Below are 25,044 nucleotides of genomic sequence, written 5' to 3'. Positions count from 1 at the left end.
GATGATGTCGCAAACCTCTGAACGCGGGCGGCGACGGCGCCGGCGCGGGGCTGAGGCCGGGCCTCCACCCCAGCGCGATGTGAACTATCGCCAGCTCAGAAACCCATTCCCGCAGATGGAGGTGTTCCCGGCGGATCAGATCGCGGACATGCACGACACCGCGCTGAACACGCTTGAAGAGCTGGGCGTCAAGGTCTTGCTGCCGGAAGCCCGGGTTCTGTTTGCCAAAGGGGGCGCACGGGTCGACGAAGACAGTGAGATGGTCTTCATCGGGCGCGACATGGTCGAGGCAGCAGTGGCCTCGGCTCCGAAATCTATTGCCTGCAGGGCTGGCGCGCGCCGTCGCGATTTCACGCTGGAACTGGGCAGCCTCGTGTTCCAGCCCGGGGCCGGAGCCCCAAACGCCACCGATCTGGAACGGGGCCGACGTCCCGCAACCGGACAGGACTATCTGGAGTTCCTGAAGCTCACGCATCATTTTGACGTTTTCCAGATGATCTCACCACAGGTCGAACCGCAGGATGTGCCAACCCATCTGCGCCACTACTTTACGACCAAAGCGCAGATGGAGTTGACGGACAAATTTCCGTTCTTTTTCTCGCGCGGGACGCCGCAGGTGATGGACTGCTTTGAGATGCTGGCAACGGCGCGCGGGTTGTCGGATGATGCGTTCCAAGCCAATCCGCACTGCTACACGATCATAAACACCAACAGCCCCCGGACGCTGGACATCCCGATGGCGCAGGGTCTGATCGACTTTGCACGTCACAGTCAGATGTCGATCATCACGCCCTTTACCCTGATGGGGGCAATGGCGCCCATCACCGTGGCCGGGGCAATCACGCTGTCTCATGCCGAGGCTCTGGCTGCCTTGACCCTGACGCAGCTTACCAACCCCGGTGCGCCGGTCTGCTACGGTACGTTCACCAGTAATGTGGACATGAAATCGGGGGCGCCTGCGTTTGGAACGCCCTCGCATTTTCAGGCTTCGCTGGCGGCAGGGCAGTTGGCTCGGCATCTGGGCCTGCCATGGCGATCTGCTGCTGGGTCGGCGTCGAACATAAATGACGTGCAGGCCGCGAATGAAAACCAGTTTGGCCTTTGGGGGTGTCTGATGGCCGGGGCGACGGTGATCATCCATTCTGCCGGGTGGCTAGAAGGTGGGCTGACCGTGTCCTTCGAAAAACTGGTCTGCGACGCCGAAGTCCTGAACATGGTCGCGGAACTCTGTGCGGGCGCGCAGGCCGGGTCCGCTGAAATCGGTTTTGATACGGCCCTGCGCGAGGTTGAGCCCAGTGGCCATTTCTTCGCCTCAAGCCAGACGATGGCGCGCTACAACACCGAGTTCTACCAACCTCACGTCCATGACTACGCCAATTTTGGCACGTGGACCGAGCGTGGGTCGGTCGATGCAAATCACCGCGCCACCGGCGTTTGGAAAGGTATTTTGAACGACTTCAAACCGCCTGCAGGCGATAGTGATCGTCTAGGTGCGTTGCACGACTTTATCGAGCGGCGTACTGCAGAAGGCGGCGCACCGCCGGAGAGTTGAATGCCTACCAAACCGATCCTGCACCGGGACGACCCCAAAGCCGAACCCTTGGTAGGCAACGTCAAGGTCACACGTGAGGACTGGCTGAACGTCGCGATGGATGTGCTGATCTCGGACGGGGTGGACCAGATCAAGGTTTTGAACCTGGCCGAGCGAATGGCCGTCTCGCGGTCGTCGTTCTACTGGTACTTCAAATCGAGACAGGAATTGCTGGACGCGTTGCTGGCGCGCTGGCAGGCCACCAATACGGCCGCCTTGATCGCACAGGCCGAAGCGCCGGCAGAAACGATAACCGGTGCGGTGTGCAATGTGCATCGGTGTGTCGTGAACACCAATCTGTTCGATACGGCGCTGGATTTTGCCATTCGGGACTGGGCTCGCAAGTCGGGCAAAGTAAGGCGTGTGCTGGATCAGTCGGATGCGCGTCGGCTTGAAGCGTTGCACGCGATGTTTGCGCGCTATGGCTATTGCGAGGCTGAAGCCGAGACCCGGGCTCGGGTGCTGTATTACATGCAGATCGGTTACGATCTGGCGCAACTCAACGAACCCATGGAAACGCGGCTGTCACTGGTGCCGCACTATTTGTACGCCTTTACCGGAGTCCAGCCCCGGGATGAAGAAATCGAAGAATTCAGCGCCTATTCAAAGCGCTATTGGGAAGGAGACACAGAATGAGCCAACCAGACGCAATCATTATCGGCACCGGTGTCATCGGTGCTGCAATCGCGTTCGAAATGGCCAAGGCGGGGTGGAAAACCCTGTCTCTGGACCGCAACAGCCAAGTCGGCCATGGCTCGACCGCCGGGTCCTGCGCGATCATCCGAATGCACTACTCGACCTTCGACGGAACAGCCTTTGCGTGGGAGGGGTATCACTACTGGCGCGATTGGGCCAAATATCTGGGCCTGCCCGCTGATGCCAATCTGGCACAGTTCCGTGAAACCGGGTGTCTGGTGATGAAGACAGATGCCAACGGGATGCTGGAAAAGCACATGAAAAACAGTGCCGATCTGGATTGCCCGTTCGAAGAATGGTCGCCCGATAAAATCACCGACCGCCTGCCAGTCTATTCTCTGGACAGTTTTACCCCGCCGAAACGCATGGATGACCCTGAGTTTGGTCAGCCAAACGGGCGCAGGATGCAGGGCGGCGTATTCTGGCCGCAGGCGGGCTATGTGACCGATCCGGCCTTGTCGGCACAAAACCTTATGGACGCTGCAAAACAGCACGGGGCCGAAGTGCGCACCGGGGCCGAGGTGGTCGAAATTCTGATCGAAAACGGGCGCGTTATGGGCGTCAAGCTGGCCTCGGGCGAAGAAATCCGGGCCAAGGTTGTGGTGAACGTTGCCGGACCGGGATCTGCCATCATCAACGGAATGGCGGGGGTTCTGGACGATATGACCATCGAAACCCGACCCCTGCGGCAGGAGGTGGTCCATGTTCCGGCGCCCGAGGGGTTCGATTTCGAAAATGACGGAACCATCGTGTCGGACAGCGATATCGCCTGCTACTGTCGCCCCGAGCATGGCAACCACATTCTGGTCGGGTCGGAAGACCCCGAATGCGATCCGCATCAATGGTGTGAAGACGACAAAAACTATAATCACGACTTTACCGATCAATGGACCACACAGGCGATGCGCTATGCGCAGCGGGTCCCCAGCCTTGGCATTCCATCCAAGACCCGTGGGGTTGTCGATCTGTATGACGCGTCGACCGACTGGATTCCGATCTATGATAAATCCAGCCTACCAGGCTTTTACATGGCCTGCGGAACCAGCGGGAACCAGTATAAGAATGCGCCGATCGCAGGCAAGATGATGGCGGCCCTAATCGACTATTGCGAAAGTGGCGCGGATCACGACACCCAGCCGCTGCAATTCGAATTGCCTTATATCAAGCGCATGATTGATGTAGGTTTCTATTCCCGCAATCGCCCCATCAACGAAGAAAGCAGTTTTTCGGTCTTGGGGTAGTCAATCCGCCAAATGGCCCTAACATCACGTGGACGCGCAACTGAACGGACACGTGATGACCGAATTGCAGAACCGGGTTCTGATCCTTGGCAGCGCCCCGTCCGCGCTGTGCGCACGTGATTGGGCGCGTACGCCGTTCACCCATATCGTTGCGATCAACAATGCCTGGCGCATTCGCCGGGACTGGGATTTCCTGATCCACCCCGAGGATTTCCCACAGGAGAACAAACCGCAGTCTTTGACTGCAGATCAAAAAATCATCACTGCCCTGGACTATGTCCCTCGGCAGAACGACTACGGCGGTTTTGTCTATGCGGGTGGCACCATGGCCTTCACGGCCGGGTATTGGGCGTTGTCGGTCCTGAGCCCCTCGGTCATCGCTTACTGTGGCTGCGATATGGTGTACCCGGGATCGGGCCAGACACATTTTTATGGCACTGGTGCTGCTGATCCGCTGCGGGCGGACGTCACTTTGCGATCCCTCGAGGCCAAATCCGCCCGGCTGGGTGTTTTGGCGGCGGCTCAGGGCTGTCGTACCGTGCGCCTGTCCGGTGGGGAAAGCCGATTGTTGTTTCCATCTGTTCGCGCGGATCAGATGCAAGAGGCGCCGTTGCCTCCGACAAAGGGGATGCGCGAGGCCTTGAGGATTGAGGCTGATCTTGGCTACTACGTGCCTTCAGGCCGGTATTGGGATTGTGATCAGAAATTCGATACCGGCAGAATTGATGCGTTGGACCAAATTTGGCTGTCGGCGTATCGGGGTCTTCCGCTGGATCGTGTCGCCTGAGCTACTAGACTGCAAAGGTCAGCCATGCCCAAACCATCGCGATATAGGTCAGGCTGTGCATCAACTGGTCCAGCCCGGTCGCACGCCAGAACGCTGCTTGATTGGGTTGCAGCTTTTTCTTGTCCGAATAGCTTGCCTTCGCGAAATCTATGTTGAAGTGAATGATCCATTCGAGCGCAGAAACAATCAGGATGAAGGAAAACGGTGCGCCAAACATCAGAAAAACGATAGCCGTACCCGCAACATGCACCGCAGCATGCTGCGCGCGCCCGGCGTGTAAATATTCGCCCCGCCCAGCAAGCATCTTGGGCGTCTGAAGATAAAAGTCCGCGAACATATGTTTGATCTGCAACAGGCAGAGCAACAAGAGCACGGCACCATAGCTGGCGGGCAAAAGGATCCTCCCGAAATCGTCTTACGTCGAACCTTAGGCGTTAAAAAGCGCGTAGGCAAATGAACTAGCTCACACAGGCCAAAGATTGACGTGAGGTCGGAAAATATTTGCGTATACCGGCAAGACTACTGTAAATTCAGGCTGTTAAAATTCCGTGCACCGTTTCAAAACCGGATCATTGAACAAAATCAGGGACAGGTTCCATAGAACGCACGATATTCCGATTTATCTGGAAGTATTCCAAGCGCGATCAGCTGATATTGCTGGCCGTGACGTCGACGCTGTTCCCGCTGCTGTACCTCACGCTGGAACTGCCCAAGCGCATTATCAATGACGCGATCGGGGCCACCAGCAGTATCGTTGATGTGTGGGGCTACAGCCTGCCGCAGACCAGCTTTCTGATCATTCTTTGTTTTGCATTTCTGGCCGCGGTTCTGAGCCATGGTCTGATGAAAATGCGCATCAATACGATGAAGGGCGTGCTGAGCGAACGGATGCTGCGACGGTTCCGATATCTGTTGATCAGCCGCGCCCTGCGCTTTCCGCAACCCTATTTCGAGCGGGTCAGCCAAGGCGAGATGGTGTCCATGATAACCGCCGAAAGCGAACCGATGGGCGGATTGATGGGGGATGCGATCAGCCAGCCGGTATTGCAGGCCGGGCAGATGATCACCATCCTGTCTTTCCTGTTTCTGCAAAGCGTCTGGTTCGGTTTGGCAGCCGTTGCCCTGATCCCTGTTCAGGCTTGGTTGATTCCGAAACTGCAACGTCAGATCAACCTGTTGAACAAAAAGCGTATTCAGGAAGTGCGTATTCTGGCCGCTCAGATTGGCGAGAATGCAGCCGGGGCTTCGACCCTGCGCGCAAATGGCGGGTGGCGGTATCGCCGTGCGATGGTTTCGGATCAGCTGGGGCGGCTGTTTGGTATCCGGTTCGAGATCTACCAGAAAAAGTTCTTTATGAAGTTCATAAACAACTTCATCTCGCAGTTGACGCCATTCATGTTTTATTTGGTCGGTGGTCTGTTGGTCTTGCAGGGCTCGGTTTCTTTGGGGGCATTGGTTGCGGCGCTGGCCGCATACAAGGATCTGAGTTCCCCGTGGAAGGAACTGTTGACCTACTACAACCAGACCCAGGATATGTCGTTGCGCTGGGACGTGGTGATCGAACGTTTTGCGCCGTCCGGGATGACGGATGAGACGCTGTTCGAAGGCGAGCCTGACACCCGTCCGCATTTGACCGGGGACATCGTTCTGGACAAGGTTTCAGTCCGGGATATGGATGGCAATCAGGTGCTGGATGATCTGGACCTGACCTTTCCACATGGCCAGACGATCGGCATCGCGGCACCCAGCGAAGAAGATCGCCGCGCCGTTGCGGAAATGTTGACGCGCGAGATTCTGCCCAGCGCGGGCCGCGTCAGTATCGGGGCGCAAAACCTTGCAGATCTGCATCAGGCGGTTGTTGCTTCGCGGATCGGATATGCTTCGTCGCGCCCGGTTATGTTTCAGGGGTCTTTGGGCGACAACGTGATGATGCCCATGCGCTTCAAACCGCTGTCGTCGACCTCTGAAGATCCGGATTTTGCCGAAACATTGCGGGCGGGCAACAGTGAAGACCCGTTCAAGACAGAGTGGCTGGACCCGTCTCTGGCGGGGTTGGACACTGCGGATGCCTTGCGGGACTGGTGGTTGCAACTGATCGACGGGATGGGCTCGGGGGCAGCTTTGTTCCAGCGTGGCGCAGAACAGGTGTTCGATGTGGCGTCGCATCCCGAACTGGCGCAGAAACTTGTCGAGTTGCGCCCGGTGGTACAGCAGGCGGTGCGGCAGGCGGGGCTTGAGCAACAGGCCCTGATCTTCGACAAGAATACCTATAACCCAGCCTTGCCTGTGGCTGAAAACCTGCTGTTTGCAACGCCACGCGTGCCGGTCACACAAGAGCTGCTGGCGCAGCAGACCGTCTTTCTGGGACAACTGCGCGAGCTTGGGCTGGATGAGACCCTGATCGCTCTGACGCGCGATGTGATCGATATGCTGCGGCAAATCTTCGGGCTGGACGGAACAGACCACCCGCTGTTTCGCAAGCTGGGTCTTGAGGCGCAGACTTATGAAACAGCTGTCGAACTGGTCGAACGCACGCGCAAGGAAGGGGCGCTGGGACTGGATGATCAACAGCTTGCGACCCTTCTGGCCGTGCCTTTGGTCGTGTCGGCCGAACAGATTGGGCCTGCCTTCTCGGACGAGTTGAAAGACCGCATTCTGGAGTTGCGCCATAGCCATTCCGAAAAGCTTCTGGAGCGGCTGCTGGATGTCTTCGTACCTCTTGATCCCGAGGCGGTTGCGCCCGGTTTGACCGTGATGGAAAATGCGCTGTTCGGTAAAGTCAGCCAGATCGGTGGCGCGCGTTCGGACGACGTGCGACGGCTTATTGTGGACGCATTGGCCGAGAATGGAGCCCGTCCCCTGGTGGTCGAGCTGATCTATGACGTGCCAGTGGCGCTGGGCGGCCAGAACCTTCCGGCTGTGTTTGCCGAGCCGCTGGCGTTCGTCCGCGCCACGATCAAGAAGCCCGATATTCTGATCCTCGAGAACGCTTTGGCCAGCTACGACATGCAAACCCAAGTGGCTGTTTACAAGAACCTCCGCGAATTGTTGCCCGGCACCACGGTCATCTATCTGAACGATCAGTTCGAGAACCCCGATGTGTTCGATATGTTTGTCGAAATCCGTCAGGGCCGGGTGGTTTCGGACGAAGGACCAGCGGATGTCGAAGAGGACAGCGCAGCATCCGCCGATCTGGCGCGCAAGCTGCGTGCGCTGGAACAAACCCCGTTGTTTTCTGGACTCGACCGGCGACAGCTTCGCCTGTTGGCGTTCGGGGCTCGCTGGTTCGACGCCGCTGCCGGGCAGATTGTCTTCCTCAAGGATGACCAGCCGACGGACGGTGCCTATGTCCTGCTTGACGGAGAGGCGGGGTTGTATCTTCCCAAGATCGACGCGCCCGACGAACTCATACTGCGGGTCGGGCCAGGTGCTTTGGTGGGCGAGTTGGGACTGATCCGAAAAGAGCCACGCGCGCTGAGTATGGTGGCTGAAACCGACCTGTCCTGCCTGCGTATCGGGGAAGAGGAGTTTCTGGCTGTTGTGGAAAACGACGCTGCGACGGCTTTCAAACTGTTGCAGGTTGTTGCGGGGTATGTCTCGAACTAGAGCCAGGCGGCGTGTGAAAGCGTTTTCAGAAACGCAGCGGCACCGGTGGTATATGTTTCGTACGCGCCAAAGCGTCCGATGCAGTGGGTCGCGCAGAGCTGATTGCCAGTCTCAACCCAAGTCATGTCATCACTCTTCGGTCGCCGGAGCACCGCCCTGAAACGCATTGCCGTTGACGTAGTCGCAGGGCTCTTCCTGCATCTGAAGGTGCAGCCCATCACCGGCATACGGATGCGCCCGGGCCAGCGCCTCGTCCACGTCGATCCCTAGACCGGGCGCGGTCGGTGGCGTCACGAAGCCGTCCTTGACCTGTATCGAGCCTTTGATCAGTTGGTCATGGAACGGGGTTTCAATGGTTTCCAGCAGCAACAGGTTGGGGATGGAGGCCGCCAGATGGATATTCGCGGCCCATTCCACCGGCCCGGCGTAAAGATGTGGGGCCATCTGCGCGTTGAACACCTCGGCCATCGCGGCGACCTTTTTCATTTCCCATATTCCGCCCGCGCGGCCCAACGCCGGTTGCAGGATTTCTGCAGCGCCCGCGCGCAGAACAGCGCCGAATTCAGCCTTTGTAGTCATGCGCTCTCCGGTGGCGACGGGGATGCGGACGTTGCGGGCGACGCGGGCCATATCCTCGATCATGTCCGGGGGCGTCGGTTCCTCAAACCAAAGCGGTGCGTAGGGTTCCAGTGCCTGACCCAACCGGATGGCCCCAGCGGTGTTGAACTGGCCGTGGGTTCCAAACAGCAGGTCGGCCCTGTCGCCGACCGCCTCTCGGATCGCCTTGCAAAAAGCCACGGACAAAGAGATGTCGGACATCGCAGGCATATGACCGCCCCTAATCGTATAGGGGCCGGCGGGGTCGAATTTGACGGCGGTATAGCCGCGATTGACTGCGGCGGCGGCGGCTTCGGCTGCTTTTTCCGGGGATGTCCAGAAATCACTCAGATCATGTTGGGGCAGGGGATAAAGGTAGGTATAGGCGCGAATGCGTTCGTTCACCTGCCCGCCCAAAAGCGCATAAACCGGGCGGTCGCGATCCTTGCCCAAAATGTCCCAACAGGCGATTTCCAGCCCTGAGAACGCACCCATCACAGTCAAATCCGGGCGCTGAGTGAAGCCGGAAGAATAGGCGCGGCGGAACATCAGTTCGATGTTTTCGGGGTTCTCGCCCTGCATGTGGCGTTCAAACACGTCCTTGATCACATGGCGCATGGCGTCGGGACCGACGGATGAGGCATAGCACTCTCCCCAGCCGGTGATGCCCGTGTTCGTGGTGAGCTTAACCAAAATCCAATAGCGCCCGCCCCAGCCCGGCGCAGGCGGGGCAGTGACGATGATGTCTAGTTCCTGCAGTTTCATCGAATGCCCCCTTGGTCAGTCCCGGTTGAACAGGATCACGTTGCGTTTGGCCGATCCGGTTTTGGTATCTGCTATCGCCTCGTTGATCTGATCCAGGGACCAGCGACCCGAGATCAGCTCATCTAGTTTCAGGCGTCCTTGCTCATAAAGGTCGATCATCCACGGTATGTCCCGCTGGATGACCACATCACCCATTTTCGATCCCACGAGCCCTTGACCCAAAGCGGCGAGGATCACCGGCTCATAGCGGGCCTCATCCCCGGAATGTGGCATCCCGATCATGACGGCCCTGCCACCCGGCCCCAGATACCGGGGGGCCTGATCATATGCTGGTATTGCACCAACGGTGATCAGGGCTGCGTCGGCACCGCGCCCTCCCAGCGCCTGATGTGCGGCTTTCCAAGGCTCGCCCTGACTGGCGAGCACGCCATGTGTTGCGCCGAACTCTTTGGCGATATCCAGCTTCTCCTCGGTCATGTCCACGGCCACGATGCGCCGCGCGCCTGCGATCCGGGCGCCCTGTATGGCGTTTAGACCAACACCCCCCGCACCGATCACCACGACGTCCTGGCCGGGGCGCAGACCAGCGGCGTTGATCGCCGCGCCGACGCCGGTAATCACGCCGCAGGACAAAAGGCTGGCCAGCTCTTTGGGCAGGCTCTCGGGTATCCGAACGATCTGCCTGTGGCTGACAACAACCTTTTCGGCGAACCCACCGCATGCCATGGCCTGTTCCAGAGGACCACCGTCACCGGTACGCAAAGGACCCTTGACCGTGTCATAGGGTGTCTCGCAGGTTGTCGGCTTGCCGCCTGCGCAGGATGGGCAAGACCCGCAGGCACGAATCAGGGTCACGACGACCGGATCACCTACCTGGAAATCCCCTGCCGCGTCGCCCACAGCGCTGACCACTCCGGCGGCCTCATGGCCGTAGACGGCAGGCAAGAACCCGCCCCACGCGCCCTCTGCATACGAGATGTCAGAGTGGCAGATGGCAACGGCGTCCAGCGTGACCTCGACCTCACCTGTGCCGGGGGCTGCCAGCTGTATCTCTTCGATGACCAGAGGTTCCCCGAACGCCCGGCACACCGCAGCTTTGATGGTTTGCATGTTTTCCCTCGTTCCGTTTGCGCCACGGTGGCGCGGGAAGAAAATTCTCGCAAGGCGGAAACCGCCATGATGATGTCGTTGTTACGCCACGGTAGCGCGCGGACGCAGGAAAAGAACCAACCCCGCTGCCATCAGGATCAGCGCCAACAGGAAAGGCGCTCCGGGTAGATAGAGCGGCGTTTCGGGACGGATGAACCATGCAAAAACGCTGGTCATGAACAGAGGTGAGATCACCATGGACAATGCATGAAGCGAGGTCAGGACGCCCTGTAGTTCACCTTGTTGCGAATCCGGCGTTGCGCGCGATGTCAGGGCTTGAAGGGCAGGTGTGATGACAGCCCCCAGCGCAGTGATCGGGATAAGCATCAGGGCAATCGTACCGCTGGTCAGGAATGCGAGCAGGGCGAAGCTGATGATCTCGAAGACCATGCCACAGACGATAGTCACCCGTTCACCAAGATACCGAGTTGCGGGGCGGATCAGACCGCCCTGAACAGCTGCCATGGCGATACCGTAAACGCCCAGCGATAGCCCGATCATCTGCGGGGACCAGCCAAAACGCTCGGTCGTGAAATAGGACCAGATTGCAGGGTAGACATAGATCGAGACCGAATAGAGGAAGTAAACGACCAACAGAGGTCGAATCCCGGGCAGGGCCGCCACGGCGCGCAGTGAGTTGACCGGGTTGGCACGGCGCACGCTAAAGGCGCGTCTGGTTTTGTCCGTGACCGTCTCGGGCATCACGAGCAGGCCGAGGCCGAATGTTGACGCAGAGAGCGCAGCGGCGGCCCAGAAAGGCGCGCGCGTGCCGTATTCGCTGAGCAACCCGCCCATGACCGGCCCCAGCACAAAGCCCATGCCAAAGGCTGCGCCAAGCAGGCCGAAATTGGCGGCTTTTTCATGCGGTTTCGAAACATCCGCCACAAAGGCAGCGGCCGTGGCATGGGTTGCGGCGGTGACGCCCCCGACAAGCCGCCCGAGCAGCAACAGCCAGATACTGCCCGCTATCGCCATGACCACATAGTCCAGCGCCATCACGAACAGCGACACCAACAGCACAACCCGGCGACCATACGCATCCGACAGGTTGCCAAGGATCGGTCCAAAGACAAACTGCATCGCCGCAAAGGCGGTGCTGAGCACGCCGCCCCAGACGGCTGCATTGGCCAGCGTTCCGCCCTGCACGTCGACGATAAGCTGAGGCATGATCGGCAGCACAAGGCCGATCCCCATCGCGTCAATCATGACGGTGCCAAGAACAAAGACAAAAGGCAGACGCATGGAACCTGCTTGAGTAACCCGTTGCGCGCAGACTAGTGGCCTATGGCGTGTCTGGAAAGAGATCAGACACTCCAGCTTGCCTGACGTTTCGTCATGGGTAAGAGCGGTTTACAGCTTTTCTGCAAGCTCACTCAGCAATCGGGCCAGTTGGTGTGGATGTGAAAAAAATGCCGAGTGCGAACTGTCAATTGTTCGGCGCATCTCGGGTGGGATCAGGTCGCTCATCTCCTCCTGATACGCGGTCGGGACGGTTCGGTCATCGGTACTGCGGATATAGGCTTTGGGAATATGGGCGAAGCGGTCGCCAAGCGGCAAAGGCGTGTTCTGAGGTCTGATGGCTTGCGGGCAGAGCCGGGCCAGCGCATAAGGCACGATTTCAGGCGCGCAATCATGGTAGAACAGCTTTTGAACGTGGTTGGGATGGACGGTGTAAGACAACCCGTCCAGAGACTTTTCGACCGCGTCGACGATGGTTTGTACCGGGCCGCGCTTGCGCATCTCGACCATCGACAATCCGTCATGCGGGACATAGGCGCTCAGATAAATCAGGGCGCGCATTCCCTTTGGGTTCGCCTCGGCTGCGGCGCTGATCGGATAGCCACCCCAGGAATGACCCACGACAATAGAATTTGGCGTGGCCGCAGCCAGAACAGCATCGCGGCAGGACCCCAGCGTAACATCGCGGATAGGAGTTGGATCAGACCCGTGGCTGGGCATGTCAATGGCGCGCGCGGTGTGGCCCAAGGCCTCAAGTGCAGGTTGCAGGTCGCGCCAGCACCAGGCGCCGTGACAGGATCCATGAACCAATAGGAATTCGGCCAAGGGAAGGCTCCTTCAGATATGACCGATTTCGGTCAGAAACTGCCGTAGAAGGGCGGCGTATTCGACGGGTTTTTCGACGCAGGGCAAATGACCCGCCCGGCGCATCAGTTCGAAGCGTGAGCCGGGAATCAATTCAACCGTCTCGCGCACCAGATCCGGCGGAGTCGAGCCATCCTCGCTGCCCGCAATGCCCAGAGCAGGCAGGCGCAGGCCGCTGGTGGGGGTGTAGAAATCCGTGCCCGCAATGGCTGCGCAGCAACCCAGATATCCCTCGACCGGCTGGCGGACCATCATCTCGCGCCACGCAAGATGATGGTTGGCGGCCCGGAAATCGCGTGAGAACCAGCGCTCCATTGTGGCATCGGCGAGGGCGTCGATACCGCCTTTGCGTACAGCGTCCATGCGCTCTTGCCAGAGCGGCGGCGTGCCAATCTTGGCAGCCGTGTTCGACAGCACCACGGCCCGGACCTGATCCATCCGTTTCACGGCAAGCCCCTGCGCAATCATGCCACCGATGGACAGGCCGACAAAAACGCAATCGCGTATGTCCAGATGGTCCAGCAACGCTTCGGCATCGCGGATCAGGGCACCCATCGAATAAGGCGCAGGCGGGACCGAGGATTGGCCGTGTCCACGCTTGTCATAACGTATGATCCGCAACCCCTCGGGCAGGTGCGGCATCACAGCGTCCCACAGATGCAGGTCGGTGCCCAGAGAATTGGCAAAGACAATGGGCGCGCCGTCTGTCGCACCATCGATCCGGTAGTGCAGCTGAACGCCGCCCAGATCAGCGATCTTCATGACGTGTTTCCTTGCTAGACTTCAAGTGCAGTGTGCACGGGTCCGATATGGGTGTCAGGTCAGGAATTCCAACGCGCGGGCAAAGTCTATTGGATCGACATTTCCCCCCGAGGCTACAACGACCACATCCCTGCCTTCAATTTCGTCCGAGCGGAACAGAGCCGAAGCCAATGCCACCGCGCCGCCGGGTTCCAGCACGATTTTGAGGCGCAGAAATGCCAAGGCCATCGCGCGCAGCGCTTCTTTTTCGGTCACCGACAACCCGGGGCCGCAGAGGCGATGCAGGATCGGGAAGGTTATGGCACCGGGTTGCGGGGTCAGAATCGCGTCGCAAATATTGCCCGAGCTTTCTGCGTTGCTCTGAATCCGACCCGTAGCCAAAGAGCGTTTGACGTCGTCGAACCCGTCCGGTTCGCAGGGGCGGGCCCGCAGACCCGGAGCGTGGGCCTCAAGCGCCAACGCGATTCCGGATGTCAGCCCGCCGCCGCCGCAGCATACCAAAACATCGGCGTCGGTCACGCCCATAGCCGCGGCCTGTCGCGCGATCTCCAACCCGGCAGTGCCTTGCCCGGCAATGACCTGCGGTTCGTCGTAGGGGCGGATCAGGCTCAGGCCGCGTTCTGATGCCAACGCTTCACCAATTTCTTCGCGGCTTTCCGTGGCGCGGTCGTACAAAACGACTTCGCCGCCCAAAGTGCGCGTGTTGTCGATCTTCAGCTGCGGCGCATCCGAGGGCATGATGATGACCGACGATACGCCATGTCTCGCCGCCGCCAAGGCAATGCCCTGCGCGTGATTGCCCGAGGAATACGCGATCACGCCACGCTGCCGGTCTGCTGCGCTCAGCGCCGAGATCGCCGACCATGCGCCGCGGAACTTGAAACTGCCGGTATGTTGCAGACATTCGGGTTTTACCAGCACCCGCCGACCTGCAAGCTCGTCCAGAAACGGTGACGTCAAAAGGGGCGTTTCAACAACATGCCCATCTAGTCGTTCAGCGGCGGCTTCGATCAGGTCTATCGTGCTCATACTGTGTCCAGAATTTTGCGGATGATGTTTAACGACTGTGGTTCGTCCAGAAAAGGGGCGTGGCCGCGGTCGGGGACTTCCGCCGAGATCAGATTGGCATGACGGGTGTGCATTTCAGCGCATGTTTCGGGGCTGAGAATGTCGGAATTCGCTCCACGCAGAACGCCGGTCGGGATGTCGCGAAGCGCCTCGAAGAAGGGCCACAAATCCGGGACCTCACCGGATGCGGCTTGGTCCAGCAGTGCTGTGCGCAGCGCAGGGTCATAGCGCAATGCCAATCGATCAGGGTGTTCTTCGTACTGGTTTTCCGCCTGCACGCGCCAAACTTCCAAAGGAACACCGGGGAAATGCGGCTCCATCACCGCTTTCAGGGCAGCAGCTGCCTGGTCATAGGTTTTTGCAGTAGGTGGTGCGCCAACATACTCCATGATCCGCGCGATACCTGCCGGTTCAATCACTGGACCCACGTCATTCAACACAACACCCGCCAGCCGGTCAGGATGGCTGGTGGCCAAGGTCATTGCCAGCATCCCTCCGCGCGACGTTCCCAATACCACCGCTTTGTCCAGGTTCAGGTGATCCAGCAATTCCAGGGCATCCAGAGATTCGCGCAGAACGTTGTAGTTCGTGTAATCAGGATCGTGGTCTGACCGCCCGCGTCCCCGCGCATCCAATGCGATCACGCGCACATCTGTCATATGTGGCGCAAGCAGCGAGAAATCGCGGCTGTTGCGGGTCAGCCCGGCCAGACACAGAACGGGCGTGCCCGCGCCAGAGTCTTCGAAGTAGAGGCGCTTGCCGTCAGACGTCGTGAAATCAGCCATCAAAGCCCGGCCAGCTTGGGGATCGAGGTCAGATCGGACAACACATGGGCAGGTGTCCATGGCAGCCGATCCATCGGCTCACCCATCCGATTGACCCAGGCCGTGACAAAGCCGTATCCGCTGGCTCCTGCGGCGTCCCAGCCATTGGAACTGACGAACAGCACCTGATCGCGGGCGCAGCCGAATCTCTGCTGTACCAGATCATAGACCTTGGCATTTGGCTTGAAGATACCGACGCTTTCCACCGACAGCACATCGTCCAACACGTTGCCGATGCCTGCCGATTGCACCGCGCCATCCAGCATGGGCGGTGATCCATTCGACAGAATTGCTGTTTGCAGACCGCCCTGTTTCAGAGCCTGCAGCATCTCGGGCACTTCCGGGTAGGCCCGTAGTTCCCAGTAGAGGTCCAGCAGCCGTTGGCGCAGTTTGGGATCGCGCTGCAAACCCGTTGCCTCCAACGCCCAGTCCAGCCCGTCCTGCGTGACATCCCAGAAATCGGCATGCGCGTCAGCCACGGCCCGCAACCATGTGTATTGAAGCTGCTTCAGGCGCCAGTGGCTGGCCAGTTCGGGCCATGTGTCCCGAAGTGCCTCGAACCCTGGCTCGCCAGCCGCCTGACGCGCGGCGGCTGCCACGTCGAATAGCGTGCCATAGGCGTCGAAGACGCAGGTTGTGATTGCCATCTGCTCTCTCCTCTGTTCCGGTCGCAAGGTTGCACAGGAACCCGGGACGTAAAAGGCCCAAGACTTTACAACACCGTGTGAGGTCCTAGGGTTGGCCGCTATAGCTTTCAACGGGCAGGAGGCCCCCATGACCGAAATCAAGCAAGGCGACACGGTTCGCATTCACTATACCGGCACGCTGTTGGACGAGACGGTCTTTGACAGCTCGGAAGGGCGCGATCCGCTGGAGTTTGTTGTCGGCTCGGGACAGATAATCCCTGGTCTTGATGGCGCCATGCCGGGTCTGATTGTCGGAGACAAGAAACGGGTCGAAATCGCCTGTGTGGATGCTTACGGCCCGATCAACCCCGCGATGCGGCAGGATATCCCGCGTGAAGGCATTCCGGATGACATTCCATTGGAACCAGGCACGCAATTGCAGATGCAAACGCCCGACGGTCAGGCCATGCCCGTGATCGTCGTCGAAGCAAATGAGGCAACGGTAACGCTGGATGCCAATCATCCTCTGGCCGGGCAGGACCTGATCTTCGATATCGAGGTTGTCTCGGTAAACTGAGTATTGGGGGCCGGTAGACCGGCCCTTATCCCAAAAGCCCGTCCAGTGCGGCGCGCACCTGTGGCTGTGTGAATATTACAAACACCACAAGCAGTGTTGTCAGGGTCAGCAGAAGGATACGGGCGCGGGGGCTCAGAAAGCCTGTCTTCCGTTTGCTCTGAAAGCTGCGCGCGTTGCTGGCAATGATCTGGTCGGTTTTGCTCATGCCGATATCCCTGACGCTGAAAAATGGTCAAATCTTGGCGGCGTCAGGGAAAGATATGGTCACATGAAATCCGGCTGTGGCATTCCGAGCACGTGGAAGCCCCCATCTACACGAATAATCTCGCCCGAGGTGCACGCACCGGCGTCCGAGGCCAGGTAGACGGCTGTGCCGCCGACGGCCTCAAGCGTGGCATTCGACCGCATTGGCGCATTCTGATCGCAGAATTTGTAGGTCCGGCGCGCACCGCCAATAGCGGCCCCCGCCAGTGTCTTCATCGGTCCCGGCGAGATGGCGTTGACGCGAATGCCTTCGGGACCAAGATCATTGGCCAGATAGCGGGTCGCGGATTCCAAGGCGGCCTTGGCCACGCCCATGACGTTGTAGTTTGGAACAACCCGGTTGGACCCCTGATAGGTCAGGGTCAGAATAGTCCCGCCATTGTCTTTCATCATCGGATGAGCCCGGCGCGCGACCTCGACAAGTGAATAGGCTGAAACATCCATCGAGTGCTTGAAATTGGCGCGGCTGGTGTCCAGAAAGCGGCCCGCCAGTTCGGATTTGTCCGAATATGCGATTGCGTGAACGACAAAGTCGATCGTCGGCCAGCGCGCGACCAGCTCCGAGAATGCGCGATCCAGCGACGCATCATCGGTGACATCCGCATCCACCATGAAATCACTACCAAGACTTTGGGCCAGCGGTTCCAACCGCTTGCCGAATGCCTCGCCCTGATAGGTGAATGCCAGTTCTGCGCCCGCTTCGTGCATGGCTTTGGCTATACCCCAGGCGATTGAGCGGTCATTGGCCACGCCCATGATCAGGCCGCGTTTCCCTTTGAGAAGTTCCGACATCTTATTCACCCGTATACTTGGACAGAACCATGGATCCGTTCGTGCCGCCAAAACCGAAGCTATTGGTCATCACGCTGTCCAATCCTGCTTTTTCGACAACTTGAGTTGCGATTTCACCGGGCAGGATGCCTTCGGCAAGAGTGTCGACATTGATCGACGGTGTAATGAAGTCATTGTCCAGCATCAGCAGGCAGAAGATAGCCTCCAACGCGCCAGCCGCCCCTTGTGCATGTCCGGTCATCGACTTGGTCGAGGAAATCGGGGGCACATTGCCTTCACCAAAGATGCGGCGAACGGCTTCGACTTCACCGACGTCGCCAACCGGGGTCGACGTGCCGTGGGCGTTGATGTAACCGACTTTTCGACCTTTCGGAATTGTCGACAGAGCCAGACGCATGGCGCGCTCACCGCCTTCGCCGGACGGGGCCACCATGTCATGGCCATCCGACGTTGCGGCGTAGCCGGTGACTTCGGCATAGATCTTGGCGCCGCGGGCCAGCGCATGGTCCAGATCCTCAAGCACGACGATGCCGCCGCCTCCCGAAATCACGAACCCGTCGCGATCCTGATCGAATGCGCGCGAGGCTTTCTCGGGAGTGTCGTTGTATTTGGACGACATTGCGCCCATCGCGTCGAACAGGCAGGACAGGGTCCAGTCCAGTTCTTCTCCGCCACCCGCGAACATCACGTCCTGCTTGCCGAGCATGATCTGTTCCGCCGCGTTGCCGATGCAGTGCAGCGACGTCGAGCAGGCCGATGTGATCGAGTAGTTGATACCCTTGATCTTGTATGCGGTCGCCAGATTCGCGGAAATCGTCGAACACATGCATTTGGGGACAGCAAACGGTCCGATGCGCTTGGTTGCGCCGTTTTTCAGCACTGTCTGATGTGCGGTCAGCATGGCGCTGGTCGATGGACCGCCCGATCCCGCCACAAGGCCGGTCCGGGGGTTGACCACCTGTTCTTCAGTCAGACCGGAATCTTCAATCGCCTGGCCCATCGCGATATGAGCATAGGCAGCACCAGGCCCCATGAAGCGCAGGGTGCGTTTGTCCACGTGTTCGGACACGTCGATCTTGAGCGTTCCGGCAATCCGGCTGCGAAAGCCGTGTTCAACCATCTGCTCATTGGCCTCGATGCCGGATTTGCCTGCTTTGAGCGAGGCGAGAACCTCTTCGGCATTGTTCCCGATCGAGGAAACGATCCCCAGACCGGTGACGACGACGCGACGCATATGCGTACTCCTGTGTTCCGTTCCCTATTGCTTGACGTCAGCTGGGGTCAGCTTTCCGACAATGCAACCTTCATGTCCTTGACTTGATAGATCACTTCACCATCAGCTTCGACCCGACCCTCGGCCACGCCCATTGTCAGGCGGCGGGTTTGCACAGCCTTGGTGAAGTCCACGTAATAGGTCAGCATCTTGCGATCAGGGCGCACCATACCAGTCAGTTTGACCTCACCCACGCCCAGGGCATAGCCGCGCCCTTGCCATCCGCGCCAGCCGAGATTGAACCCGGTCAATTGCCACAGACCATCCAGACCCAGACAGCCCGGCATGATCGGATTTCCCGGAAAATGGCAGTCAAAGAACCAAAGCTCAGGCGTGATGTCGAATTCGGCGACCACATGGCCTTTGCCATGGCTGCCACCATCGCCCGAGATGTCGGTGATCCGGTCCATCATCAGCATCGGCGGAGCAGGCAACTGAGCGTTACCGGGGCCAAAAAGTTCGCCTCGGGCGCATTTCAGCAGATCATCTTTGTCAAAGCTGCTCGGGAATTGGGCCATTCTTGCCGCCTCTCCTGCCTGGGTCCGTTCGTTATATCTGGCCTCACCTAGCACCCGTATGCAAGGTCCTGCAAGAGCAGCGATAGGTAGATGTTGCAGGCTAACCGTCTTTGCGAATGAATTTCATTTGAAATTCCCCATGCAGCGACCCTATATATATCAACAGCACATATGGGTATCGGATTCATGACACCTCAAAGCCGGAATATCGCAACCAACTGGTTGGAAAACGCAGGTTTGCGCCCCACGCGCCAACGGGTGGCGCTGGCCGAGCTGTTGGTGGGCGACGGACGCCATCGTCACGTGACGGCTGAAAGCCTGTTTGAATCTGCCAAAACCAACGGTGATGCTGTCTCGCTGGCGACGGTCTATAACACATTGCGCGCGTTCTGCGATGCGGGTGTTTTACAGGAAATCACGGTGGATGGCTCGAAAAGCTATTTCGACACCAACACACATGACCATCCGCATTTCTTCTGGGAAGATGAAGGGCGGGTCAGTGATGCGCCGTCTGAAGAGTTGGTCATTCAGCGCCTTCCCGAGGCACCGGAAGGTGTCGAAATCGCATCTGTTGATGTGGTTATTCGCCTTCGCAAGAAGCCGTAGGCCCGGGTCCTGAGAAATAGTCGAAAAGAATGGCTTCTGCTGAGCCAGTGGTCGCGTCCACGGGACCTGTGCCATGTCGCGCAAGCACGACAGCTTCTGCTGCGTCGTCATTGTTGATGGGCAAGCTTACCAGTTCTTTCCGGTCATAGCTGAATGTGTTTGGAGGACTGGCATAGCTGATGGCGATCCCTTCTCCATGGGCAGCCAGGCTGCGCTGTATCTCCAACGTCGCTGCACGGTGAGCGACCTTTGGGTTCAATCCGTTCCGCCGGAACAGATTCAGGACATGCTGCGCAGAGAGACCTTCCTTTGAAAGGATGAGAGGGTCGTCTTGAAGATCGGACAGCGCAACGTTGTTTGCGACTGCGAGCCTATGGTCAGGCGCGACCAGAGCGCGCGGGACACTATCGAAAAGCCGTTGCCGGGCAAAGCCGGCATCCATACCCAGATCATAGGTCATGGCAATATCGACCTGACCCTCGACGAGAGCGTCCAGCAGACCCTCAAAGCTGTCGACATGGTAGGAGACCAAGGTATCTGGCAGCGCGTTGCGCAGGCAATGCAGGGCAGATGCCAAAAGAAACGGGGCAAGATCGACAAAGCAGCCCAGTCGCAGTTGGCTTGAACCATGCCGGGTGCGCGACGGATGTTCGATTTGAGCGGCGGTATTGAGCAATCCGTCGGCCTGTTCAATAAAGCGCCGGCCCTGGGGAGTCAGCGCCATGGCGGCCCCGCGGCGACGAACGAACAGCGGATAGCCGAGAACCGATTCGACCCGTGTGAGAGCGGTCGACAGTGCCGGTTGCGAAACATTCAAAGCCTGGGCCGCTGCGGACAGGCTGCCGTGACGACCGATCGCACACACATATTCGTACTGGCGCAAGGAAATATATAACATGAGGTTAATTATTGCTTCGAAAGATATGATTTGAATAGAAGGCATGGATGGCATCTAAACGACGCAGGCACAAGGAGACTGACATGCCCCATCCCCTCGTTTCTCAGGACATGATCGACACTTATCAGGCAGATGGGGTTGTTCTGATCAAAGGTCTTTTCTCCGATCACGTTGACCAATTGCGCGAGGGCGTGGCGGCAAATATGGCTGACCCCGGACCCTATGCCTCGGACAACAAGAAGGAAGGTCAGACGGGTCTGTTCTTTGATGATTATTGCAACTGGACCCGCATCCCCCAGTTTCGCGAAGTGATCCAGACATCGCCGGTGGCAGAGGTTGCCGCAGATCTGATGCGGTCGCAAAGCGTGCAGATGTTTCATGATCATGTGTTGGTCAAAGAACCCGGTACTTCGTTGGCGACGCCATGGCATCAGGATGGGCCATACTACTTTGTCGAAGGGCAGCAGACGATCAGTTTCTGGTCGCCGTTGGACCCGGTGAAACAGGCCACGTTGCGCTGTGTTGCCGGGTCACACCGATGGGAGAAAGAGGTCCTGCCGACCCGCTGGGTAAGCGAAGAGGGGTTCTTTCCGGATGAAGGTCAATACATTCCGGTGCCCGACCCGGATGCCGAAGGTATGCGTGTGGTTGAGTTCGAGATGGAACCGGGTGATGCCGTGGCCTTCAACTATCGCACCCTGCATGGGGCGCGCGGCAATCAATCAGACAGCCGCCGCCGCGCCTTTTCCTTGCGCCTGGTCGGCGACGACGCGCGCTATGTCGAGCGTCCGGGGCGCACGTCGCCGCCGTTTCCGGGGCATGAGATGACACCGGGGCAGCGTTTGCGGGAAGACTGGTTTCCAATGCTACTGCGGCGATAGGGGGCTCTGCCCCCTGCGCGGCGTTGCCGCACCTCCCCCGGGATATTTTTGGCCAGATGAAGTGAGGATCAGAACCATTGGCCGGGTTCTATGAGCCCCAGATCGAGCAATTGGCGGGAATTCCATTCAAACGAAACGGAATTGCACCAGCGAAAGCTGGAGATGTCGAAAGTTGACCCTGCATTGTTCTTTAGGGCTTTTGCCGCCCGGAATGAGCAGATCGCGGCCGTCAGATTGTGGTGCCACGGGCAGGAATAGGTGTTGTACTCGGCCTCGTTGAAGGTGTGATCGGCTTGCAAGGACAGATCCTTTTGCGCCTTGAACAGGGCAATCCTGTCGATCCGGCGGCGCTCATATGGGATGTGATCTTCGAACCTCCAGCGCAGACCGCCAGACATGTCCAGCTGCCGCTCGACCGGACGGCCCGAGGCGTCATGGCGCGTATGGGCGTAGTACCCGGCGCGGTCCAGCATCGCGTGATCCGGGGCGACACCATTGGGAAAACGTGTCAGATCGTCTGCATACAGATCAATCACCTGGCACAGCATGGCGTCGCGGCGTTCCTCGGTATGGAAGGCCAGCATCTCAGCTATGCTGCGGGTTTCACAGAACGGATAGAACAGGAATTCGGCGTTGTAGCAGTAATAGAACCAAATGCTTGGTGCCGTCTGGATGATCCGATTGACCGTGTCGAACACAACAGATCGGGGCGCGCATTTCAGGGCCACGCGGTGCACCCGGTCGTGCAGGTCTGCGCCCAGTGCAAACTCGGTGGGCATGAATGCAACGACTGACTTGAACCCAAGCGTCAGGTGGTGGTGCAGTGTACTTTCGACTTCAACGTCATCTTCTGCGAATATTAGGGCGACGGGGCCGGTCTTCAGGGCGGCCTGACCCGTTTTGAGGAAGATGTCGAGGGATTCGTATTGCATTGCCGGTTTTCGTTCGCGTCTTGCTGGAAAGTCCCGCCAAATTCGGGTAATTGCGCCCGCATTGCAAGCGGCGTTCTAAGTATATAAGTGATGCCGGTCTCGCGAATGCAAAGGCCCGATCCATGTCCGAACCAAAGAAGCTGTTTATCAAGACCTATGGCTGTCAGATGAATGTCTATGACAGCGAGCGCATGGCGGAAACGCTGGGCGGGCAAGGCTATGTCGAGACCAAATCAGCTGATGACGCGGACATGATTCTGCTGAACACCTGCCACATCCGGGAAAAGGCGGCCGAGAAAGTCTATTCCGAGCTTGGCAGGTTCAAAGGGCTGAAGGCCGAGAAACCGGACCTGAAAATCGGTGTGGCGGGATGTGTTGCACAGGCCGAAGGTGAAGAGATCATGCGCCGTCAACCGCTGGTCGATCTGGTCGTAGGCCCACAAAGCTACCACCGCTTGCCCGAGATGGAGGCCAAAACCCGTACTGGGGCAAAGGCGCTTGATACGGATTTTCCGGAAGAGGACAAGTTCGAAAAGCTCAAGAACCGCCCCAAGGCCAAGCGTGGCCCGACGGCATTTTTGACCGTACAGGAAGGCTGCGACAAGTTCTGCGCCTTCTGTGTGGTGCCTTACACCCGAGGGGCCGAGGTCAGCCGCCCCGCGGATCGCATCATCCGCGAGGCTCAGGATCTGGTTGAGCGCGGTGTACGCGAGATCACTCTGTTGGGGCAGAACGTCAACGCCTATCACGGTGCGGGTCCGAACGGGGATATGACACTGGCGGGTCTGATCTGGGCGTTGAACAAGGTTGACGGATTGGAACGCATCCGTTTCACAACCTCGCATCCGAACGATATGGCCGATGATCTGATCGAGGCGCATGGAACCTGCGAAAAGCTGATGCCCTATCTGCACTTGCCGGTGCAATCGGGCTCGGACCGCATCCTCAAGCGGATGAATCGCAGTCACACGGCGGACAGCTATTTGCGCCTGATCGAACGTATCCGCGCGGCGCGCCCGGATATCGTGATGTCGGGTGACTTTATTGTCGGCTTTCCGGAAGAGACCGAAGAAGATTTTCAGGCCACGCTGGATTTGGTCGAGCAGGTCAAGTACGGCTACGCCTATTCCTTCAAGTACTCGACGCGCCCCGGTACACCAGCAGCGGAACGGGCGCAGGTTGACCCGGATGCGGCAGATGACCGGCTGCAGCGGCTACAGGCGCTGATCACCCGACACCAGCGCGAAATCCAGGATGCAATGGTGGGCCGCACAGTCCGGGTTCTGTTCGAAAAACCCGGCCGCCTGGATGGGCAGATGGTCGGCAAGTCTGAATACCTCCATTCCGTACATGTGATGGGGCCTGACGTTGCGGTCGGAGAATTGCGTGAGGTACGGATCACCGAATCCGGCACCAACTCTTTGGCTGGAGAGGTGCTGTAACAGGGCGGCTATTCGCCCTCTGAAGAGCGCAATTGGCCTTTAATTCCAAATTTACCCTTGATTTATCGTTTGGAACTATGTTCCGAGAGAGGTCAGATTTTTCTGACGTCCGTTCCGGGCCAACAGGACAATCGGTTTGCGCTGACCCGACTACAGGCGCGATGGAGGGTATCGAGTGACGATTTTAACGCGATTGAGTTGTTCCGGCTTCTGGCGGACCGTTCCAGTCGCCTCTGTGGTGGCGGTTCTGGGGAGCGCGACAATTGCCAGTGATCTGGACGGGGAAATAACCGATGCCCCTGTGGTCAGCCCCAAACGATTCAGCGATGACGTCAGCGCATTCTATCTTGGCCTTACGGCGGGATATGGCGGCGGCGGGGATGACCGGTTTGGTCTGACGACGCCGGCAGGGACGTTTGCAATCGGCGATCAGGACCTGAGCGGTGCGTATGGCGGGTTGCGCGGCGGATGGCGCGGTGTGCTGCCGGCCCAAGGCGGTCGCGACTATATCTACGGGTTTGAACTGGGCTATGATTTCGGATCGCTGGACGACAGTGTAACGACGCAGATCGGTACGGATACGGTCCGGGGCGGCTCGGACGTTTCGGATGTTTTGTCGGTGCGTTTCAGAAATGGCCTGACCAATCGCAGCGGGCGAATCCTGTATTTCGTCAGCGTGGGGTATCTTTGGGGCGATGTGGAAACAACCAACAGTATCACATCTCCTACTACGGGTACGCAGTCGCTCGAGGCCTCTGATCGCCGCGGTGGGTTCTCGCTCAGCATCGGAGCAGAGCACTATCTGGACGAAAATTGGTCGATCACCGGCGAATATGAATATGTGCAATTCCAGTCGAAAACCATCGAGTTCTCAAATGGGTTTTCAACAAAATCCACCCCGAACTACCGCGGCCTGCGGTTCGGCTTGAACTACAAGTTTTGAATGGCGGAAAACTTTTATGTCGGCGGTAATGCCATCGGTGCGTTTATTTTTCAAACTGTGGCTTGCGCCCAGTTGGAATTCCTGTCTACGCTTGGGGTGTAAC

General features: G+C 58.7%; 25 protein-coding genes. 10 read left to right on the top strand and 15 right to left on the bottom strand.

Annotation, left to right across the window (positions count from 1 at the left end; genetic code table 11):
- Position 1: 1 nt before the first annotated feature.
- Genes ACR0L4_RS20535 through ACR0L4_RS20520 form a run of 4 tightly spaced genes read left to right on the top strand, consistent with a single transcriptional unit; the run spans position 2 to position 4,315 of the window.
- Positions 2-1,552, top strand: a complete 1,551-nt coding sequence (locus ACR0L4_RS20535) for a trimethylamine methyltransferase family protein (RefSeq protein ID WP_480514860.1) — start codon at positions 2-4, stop codon at positions 1,550-1,552.
- Complete coding sequence (locus ACR0L4_RS20530; RefSeq protein WP_480514859.1) at positions 1,553-2,227, top strand: TetR/AcrR family transcriptional regulator; 675 nt, start codon at positions 1,553-1,555, stop codon at positions 2,225-2,227. It abuts the gene before it with no gap.
- Positions 2,224-3,528 carry an NAD(P)/FAD-dependent oxidoreductase gene (locus ACR0L4_RS20525; RefSeq protein ID WP_480514858.1) on the top strand — a complete coding sequence of 435 codons (1,305 nt, stop codon included), beginning with the start codon at positions 2,224-2,226 and terminating at the stop codon, positions 3,526-3,528. The genes ACR0L4_RS20530 and ACR0L4_RS20525 overlap by 4 nt, the downstream gene beginning before the upstream one ends.
- 55 nt (positions 3,529-3,583) lie before the next feature.
- A complete protein-coding gene (locus ACR0L4_RS20520) occupies positions 3,584-4,315 on the top strand; it encodes a hypothetical protein (RefSeq protein ID WP_480514857.1) in 732 nt (243 codons plus the stop codon).
- 4 nt (positions 4,316-4,319) lie between these two features.
- Here ACR0L4_RS20520 and ACR0L4_RS20515 read toward each other — a convergent pair whose 3' ends face one another.
- On the bottom strand, positions 4,320-4,709 hold the full coding sequence (locus tag ACR0L4_RS20515; RefSeq protein ID WP_170754017.1) for a DUF3307 domain-containing protein: 390 nt from the start codon (positions 4,707-4,709) through the stop codon (positions 4,320-4,322).
- Between the two features lie 215 nt (positions 4,710-4,924).
- Here ACR0L4_RS20515 and ACR0L4_RS20510 point away from each other — a divergent pair, with 215 nt between their 5' ends.
- A complete protein-coding gene (locus ACR0L4_RS20510; RefSeq protein WP_480514882.1) occupies positions 4,925-7,921 on the top strand; it encodes an ABC transporter transmembrane domain-containing protein in 2,997 nt (998 codons plus the stop codon).
- A 129-nt stretch (positions 7,922-8,050) separates the two neighbouring features.
- On the opposite strand, the gene ACR0L4_RS20505 is transcribed toward ACR0L4_RS20510, so the two are convergent.
- The 8 genes from ACR0L4_RS20505 to ACR0L4_RS20470 all read right to left on the bottom strand — a co-directional run bounded on the left by ACR0L4_RS20505 (position 8,051) and on the right by ACR0L4_RS20470 (position 15,836).
- The gene (locus ACR0L4_RS20505) at positions 8,051-9,283 is read right to left on the bottom strand and encodes a mandelate racemase/muconate lactonizing enzyme family protein (RefSeq protein ID WP_480514856.1); all 1,233 of its coding nucleotides are present in this window, start codon (positions 9,281-9,283) and stop codon (positions 8,051-8,053) included.
- 15 nt (positions 9,284-9,298) lie between these two features.
- Entirely contained in the window at positions 9,299-10,393 is a 1,095-nt protein-coding gene (locus ACR0L4_RS20500) for a Zn-dependent alcohol dehydrogenase (RefSeq protein ID WP_170754013.1), read from the bottom strand.
- An 81-nt stretch (positions 10,394-10,474) separates the two neighbouring features.
- On the bottom strand, positions 10,475-11,674 hold the full coding sequence (locus ACR0L4_RS20495; RefSeq protein WP_480514855.1) for a TCR/Tet family MFS transporter: 1,200 nt from the start codon (positions 11,672-11,674) through the stop codon (positions 10,475-10,477).
- A gap of 108 nt (positions 11,675-11,782) precedes the next feature.
- Complete coding sequence (locus tag ACR0L4_RS20490) at positions 11,783-12,496, bottom strand: alpha/beta fold hydrolase (protein WP_480514854.1); 714 nt, start codon at positions 12,494-12,496, stop codon at positions 11,783-11,785.
- Positions 12,497-12,508: 12 nt separating this feature from the next.
- Positions 12,509-13,297, bottom strand: a complete 789-nt coding sequence (pcaD, locus tag ACR0L4_RS20485) for a 3-oxoadipate enol-lactonase (RefSeq protein ID WP_480514853.1) — start codon at positions 13,295-13,297, stop codon at positions 12,509-12,511.
- A 54-nt stretch (positions 13,298-13,351) separates the two neighbouring features.
- Positions 13,352-14,326 carry a threonine ammonia-lyase gene (locus ACR0L4_RS20480; RefSeq protein ID WP_480514852.1) on the bottom strand — a complete coding sequence of 325 codons (975 nt, stop codon included), beginning with the start codon at positions 14,324-14,326 and terminating at the stop codon, positions 13,352-13,354.
- Entirely contained in the window at positions 14,323-15,150 is an 828-nt protein-coding gene (locus tag ACR0L4_RS20475; protein WP_480514851.1) for an alpha/beta fold hydrolase, read from the bottom strand. The genes ACR0L4_RS20480 and ACR0L4_RS20475 overlap by 4 nt, the downstream gene beginning before the upstream one ends.
- Entirely contained in the window at positions 15,150-15,836 is a 687-nt protein-coding gene (locus ACR0L4_RS20470) for a haloacid dehalogenase type II (protein ID WP_480514850.1), read from the bottom strand. The genes ACR0L4_RS20475 and ACR0L4_RS20470 overlap by 1 nt, the downstream gene beginning before the upstream one ends.
- Before the next feature lie 127 nt (positions 15,837-15,963).
- Between ACR0L4_RS20470 and ACR0L4_RS20465 the strand changes: the two genes are divergently transcribed.
- Positions 15,964-16,392, top strand: coding sequence for an FKBP-type peptidyl-prolyl cis-trans isomerase (locus tag ACR0L4_RS20465; protein WP_170754000.1), 429 nt, complete (start codon positions 15,964-15,966; stop codon positions 16,390-16,392).
- Positions 16,393-16,417: 25 nt separating this feature from the next.
- On the opposite strand, the gene ACR0L4_RS20460 is transcribed toward ACR0L4_RS20465, so the two are convergent.
- From ACR0L4_RS20460 to fabA, 4 genes are read right to left on the bottom strand one after another with little or no spacing between them, the layout of a single operon-like run.
- Positions 16,418-16,597, bottom strand: coding sequence for a hypothetical protein (locus tag ACR0L4_RS20460; RefSeq protein ID WP_170753998.1), 180 nt, complete (start codon positions 16,595-16,597; stop codon positions 16,418-16,420).
- 59 nt (positions 16,598-16,656) lie between these two features.
- Entirely contained in the window at positions 16,657-17,448 is a 792-nt protein-coding gene (locus ACR0L4_RS20455; RefSeq protein ID WP_480514849.1) for an enoyl-ACP reductase FabI, read from the bottom strand.
- Position 17,449: 1 nt separating this feature from the next.
- Positions 17,450-18,682, bottom strand: coding sequence for a beta-ketoacyl-ACP synthase I (fabB, locus tag ACR0L4_RS20450; RefSeq protein WP_480514848.1), 1,233 nt, complete (start codon positions 18,680-18,682; stop codon positions 17,450-17,452).
- 47 nt (positions 18,683-18,729) lie between these two features.
- Entirely contained in the window at positions 18,730-19,239 is a 510-nt protein-coding gene (gene fabA / locus ACR0L4_RS20445; RefSeq protein ID WP_480514847.1) for a bifunctional 3-hydroxydecanoyl-ACP dehydratase/trans-2-decenoyl-ACP isomerase, read from the bottom strand.
- Between the two features lie 186 nt (positions 19,240-19,425).
- Here fabA and irrA point away from each other — a divergent pair, with 186 nt between their 5' ends.
- Positions 19,426-19,845, top strand: a complete 420-nt coding sequence (irrA, locus tag ACR0L4_RS20440) for an iron response transcriptional regulator IrrA (RefSeq protein ID WP_170754076.1) — start codon at positions 19,426-19,428, stop codon at positions 19,843-19,845.
- Here the strand turns inward: irrA and ACR0L4_RS20435 are convergent.
- The gene (locus tag ACR0L4_RS20435; protein ID WP_170753991.1) at positions 19,820-20,743 is read right to left on the bottom strand and encodes a LysR family transcriptional regulator; all 924 of its coding nucleotides are present in this window, start codon (positions 20,741-20,743) and stop codon (positions 19,820-19,822) included. The two genes, irrA and ACR0L4_RS20435, sit on opposite strands and share 26 nt — an antisense overlap.
- Before the next feature lie 83 nt (positions 20,744-20,826).
- On the opposite strand from ACR0L4_RS20435, the gene ACR0L4_RS20430 reads away from it, so the two are divergent.
- Positions 20,827-21,624 carry a phytanoyl-CoA dioxygenase family protein gene (locus tag ACR0L4_RS20430; protein WP_480514846.1) on the top strand — a complete coding sequence of 266 codons (798 nt, stop codon included), beginning with the start codon at positions 20,827-20,829 and terminating at the stop codon, positions 21,622-21,624.
- 68 nt (positions 21,625-21,692) lie between these two features.
- Here the strand turns inward: ACR0L4_RS20430 and ACR0L4_RS20425 are convergent, their stop codons facing one another.
- Complete coding sequence (locus tag ACR0L4_RS20425) at positions 21,693-22,556, bottom strand: hypothetical protein (RefSeq protein WP_480514845.1); 864 nt, start codon at positions 22,554-22,556, stop codon at positions 21,693-21,695.
- A 122-nt stretch (positions 22,557-22,678) separates the two neighbouring features.
- On the opposite strand from ACR0L4_RS20425, the gene miaB reads away from it, so the two are divergent.
- Both miaB and ACR0L4_RS20415 read left to right on the top strand, forming a co-directional pair.
- Positions 22,679-23,998, top strand: coding sequence for a tRNA (N6-isopentenyl adenosine(37)-C2)-methylthiotransferase MiaB (gene miaB, locus ACR0L4_RS20420; RefSeq protein WP_170753987.1), 1,320 nt, complete (start codon positions 22,679-22,681; stop codon positions 23,996-23,998).
- Positions 23,999-24,173: 175 nt separating this feature from the next.
- On the top strand, positions 24,174-24,941 hold the full coding sequence (locus ACR0L4_RS20415) for an outer membrane protein (protein ID WP_480514844.1): 768 nt from the start codon (positions 24,174-24,176) through the stop codon (positions 24,939-24,941).
- The last annotated feature ends 103 nt before the right edge of the window (positions 24,942-25,044 follow it).

This window comes from Ruegeria sp. AB5 (assembly GCF_056542645.1).
This window is presented reverse-complemented; position numbering and strand designations above follow the sequence as displayed.

Coding starts and splice junctions, on each gene's coding strand:
- ACR0L4_RS20535 (WP_480514860.1), top strand. CDS start 2: ATGATGTCGCAAACCTCTGAACGCGGGCGGCGACGGCGCCGGCGCGGG.
- ACR0L4_RS20530 (WP_480514859.1), top strand. CDS start 1,553: ATGCCTACCAAACCGATCCTGCACCGGGACGACCCCAAAGCCGAACCC.
- ACR0L4_RS20525 (WP_480514858.1), top strand. CDS start 2,224: ATGAGCCAACCAGACGCAATCATTATCGGCACCGGTGTCATCGGTGCT.
- ACR0L4_RS20520 (WP_480514857.1), top strand. CDS start 3,584: ATGACCGAATTGCAGAACCGGGTTCTGATCCTTGGCAGCGCCCCGTCC.
- ACR0L4_RS20505 (WP_480514856.1), bottom strand. CDS start 9,283: ATGAAACTGCAGGAACTAGACATCATCGTCACTGCCCCGCCTGCGCCG.
- ACR0L4_RS20500 (WP_170754013.1), bottom strand. CDS start 10,393: ATGCAAACCATCAAAGCTGCGGTGTGCCGGGCGTTCGGGGAACCTCTG.
- ACR0L4_RS20495 (WP_480514855.1), bottom strand. CDS start 11,674: ATGCGTCTGCCTTTTGTCTTTGTTCTTGGCACCGTCATGATTGACGCG.
- pcaD (WP_480514853.1), bottom strand. CDS start 13,297: ATGAAGATCGCTGATCTGGGCGGCGTTCAGCTGCACTACCGGATCGAT.
- ACR0L4_RS20480 (WP_480514852.1), bottom strand. CDS start 14,326: ATGAGCACGATAGACCTGATCGAAGCCGCCGCTGAACGACTAGATGGG.
- ACR0L4_RS20475 (WP_480514851.1), bottom strand. CDS start 15,150: ATGGCTGATTTCACGACGTCTGACGGCAAGCGCCTCTACTTCGAAGAC.
- ACR0L4_RS20470 (WP_480514850.1), bottom strand. CDS start 15,836: ATGGCAATCACAACCTGCGTCTTCGACGCCTATGGCACGCTATTCGAC.
- ACR0L4_RS20465 (WP_170754000.1), top strand. CDS start 15,964: ATGACCGAAATCAAGCAAGGCGACACGGTTCGCATTCACTATACCGGC.
- ACR0L4_RS20460 (WP_170753998.1), bottom strand. CDS start 16,597: ATGAGCAAAACCGACCAGATCATTGCCAGCAACGCGCGCAGCTTTCAG.
- ACR0L4_RS20455 (WP_480514849.1), bottom strand. CDS start 17,448: ATGTCGGAACTTCTCAAAGGGAAACGCGGCCTGATCATGGGCGTGGCC.
- fabB (WP_480514848.1), bottom strand. CDS start 18,682: ATGCGTCGCGTCGTCGTCACCGGTCTGGGGATCGTTTCCTCGATCGGG.
- fabA (WP_480514847.1), bottom strand. CDS start 19,239: ATGGCCCAATTCCCGAGCAGCTTTGACAAAGATGATCTGCTGAAATGC.
- irrA (WP_170754076.1), top strand. CDS start 19,426: ATGACACCTCAAAGCCGGAATATCGCAACCAACTGGTTGGAAAACGCA.
- ACR0L4_RS20435 (WP_170753991.1), bottom strand. CDS start 20,743: ATGTTATATATTTCCTTGCGCCAGTACGAATATGTGTGTGCGATCGGT.
- ACR0L4_RS20430 (WP_480514846.1), top strand. CDS start 20,827: ATGCCCCATCCCCTCGTTTCTCAGGACATGATCGACACTTATCAGGCA.
- ACR0L4_RS20425 (WP_480514845.1), bottom strand. CDS start 22,556: ATGCAATACGAATCCCTCGACATCTTCCTCAAAACGGGTCAGGCCGCC.
- miaB (WP_170753987.1), top strand. CDS start 22,679: ATGTCCGAACCAAAGAAGCTGTTTATCAAGACCTATGGCTGTCAGATG.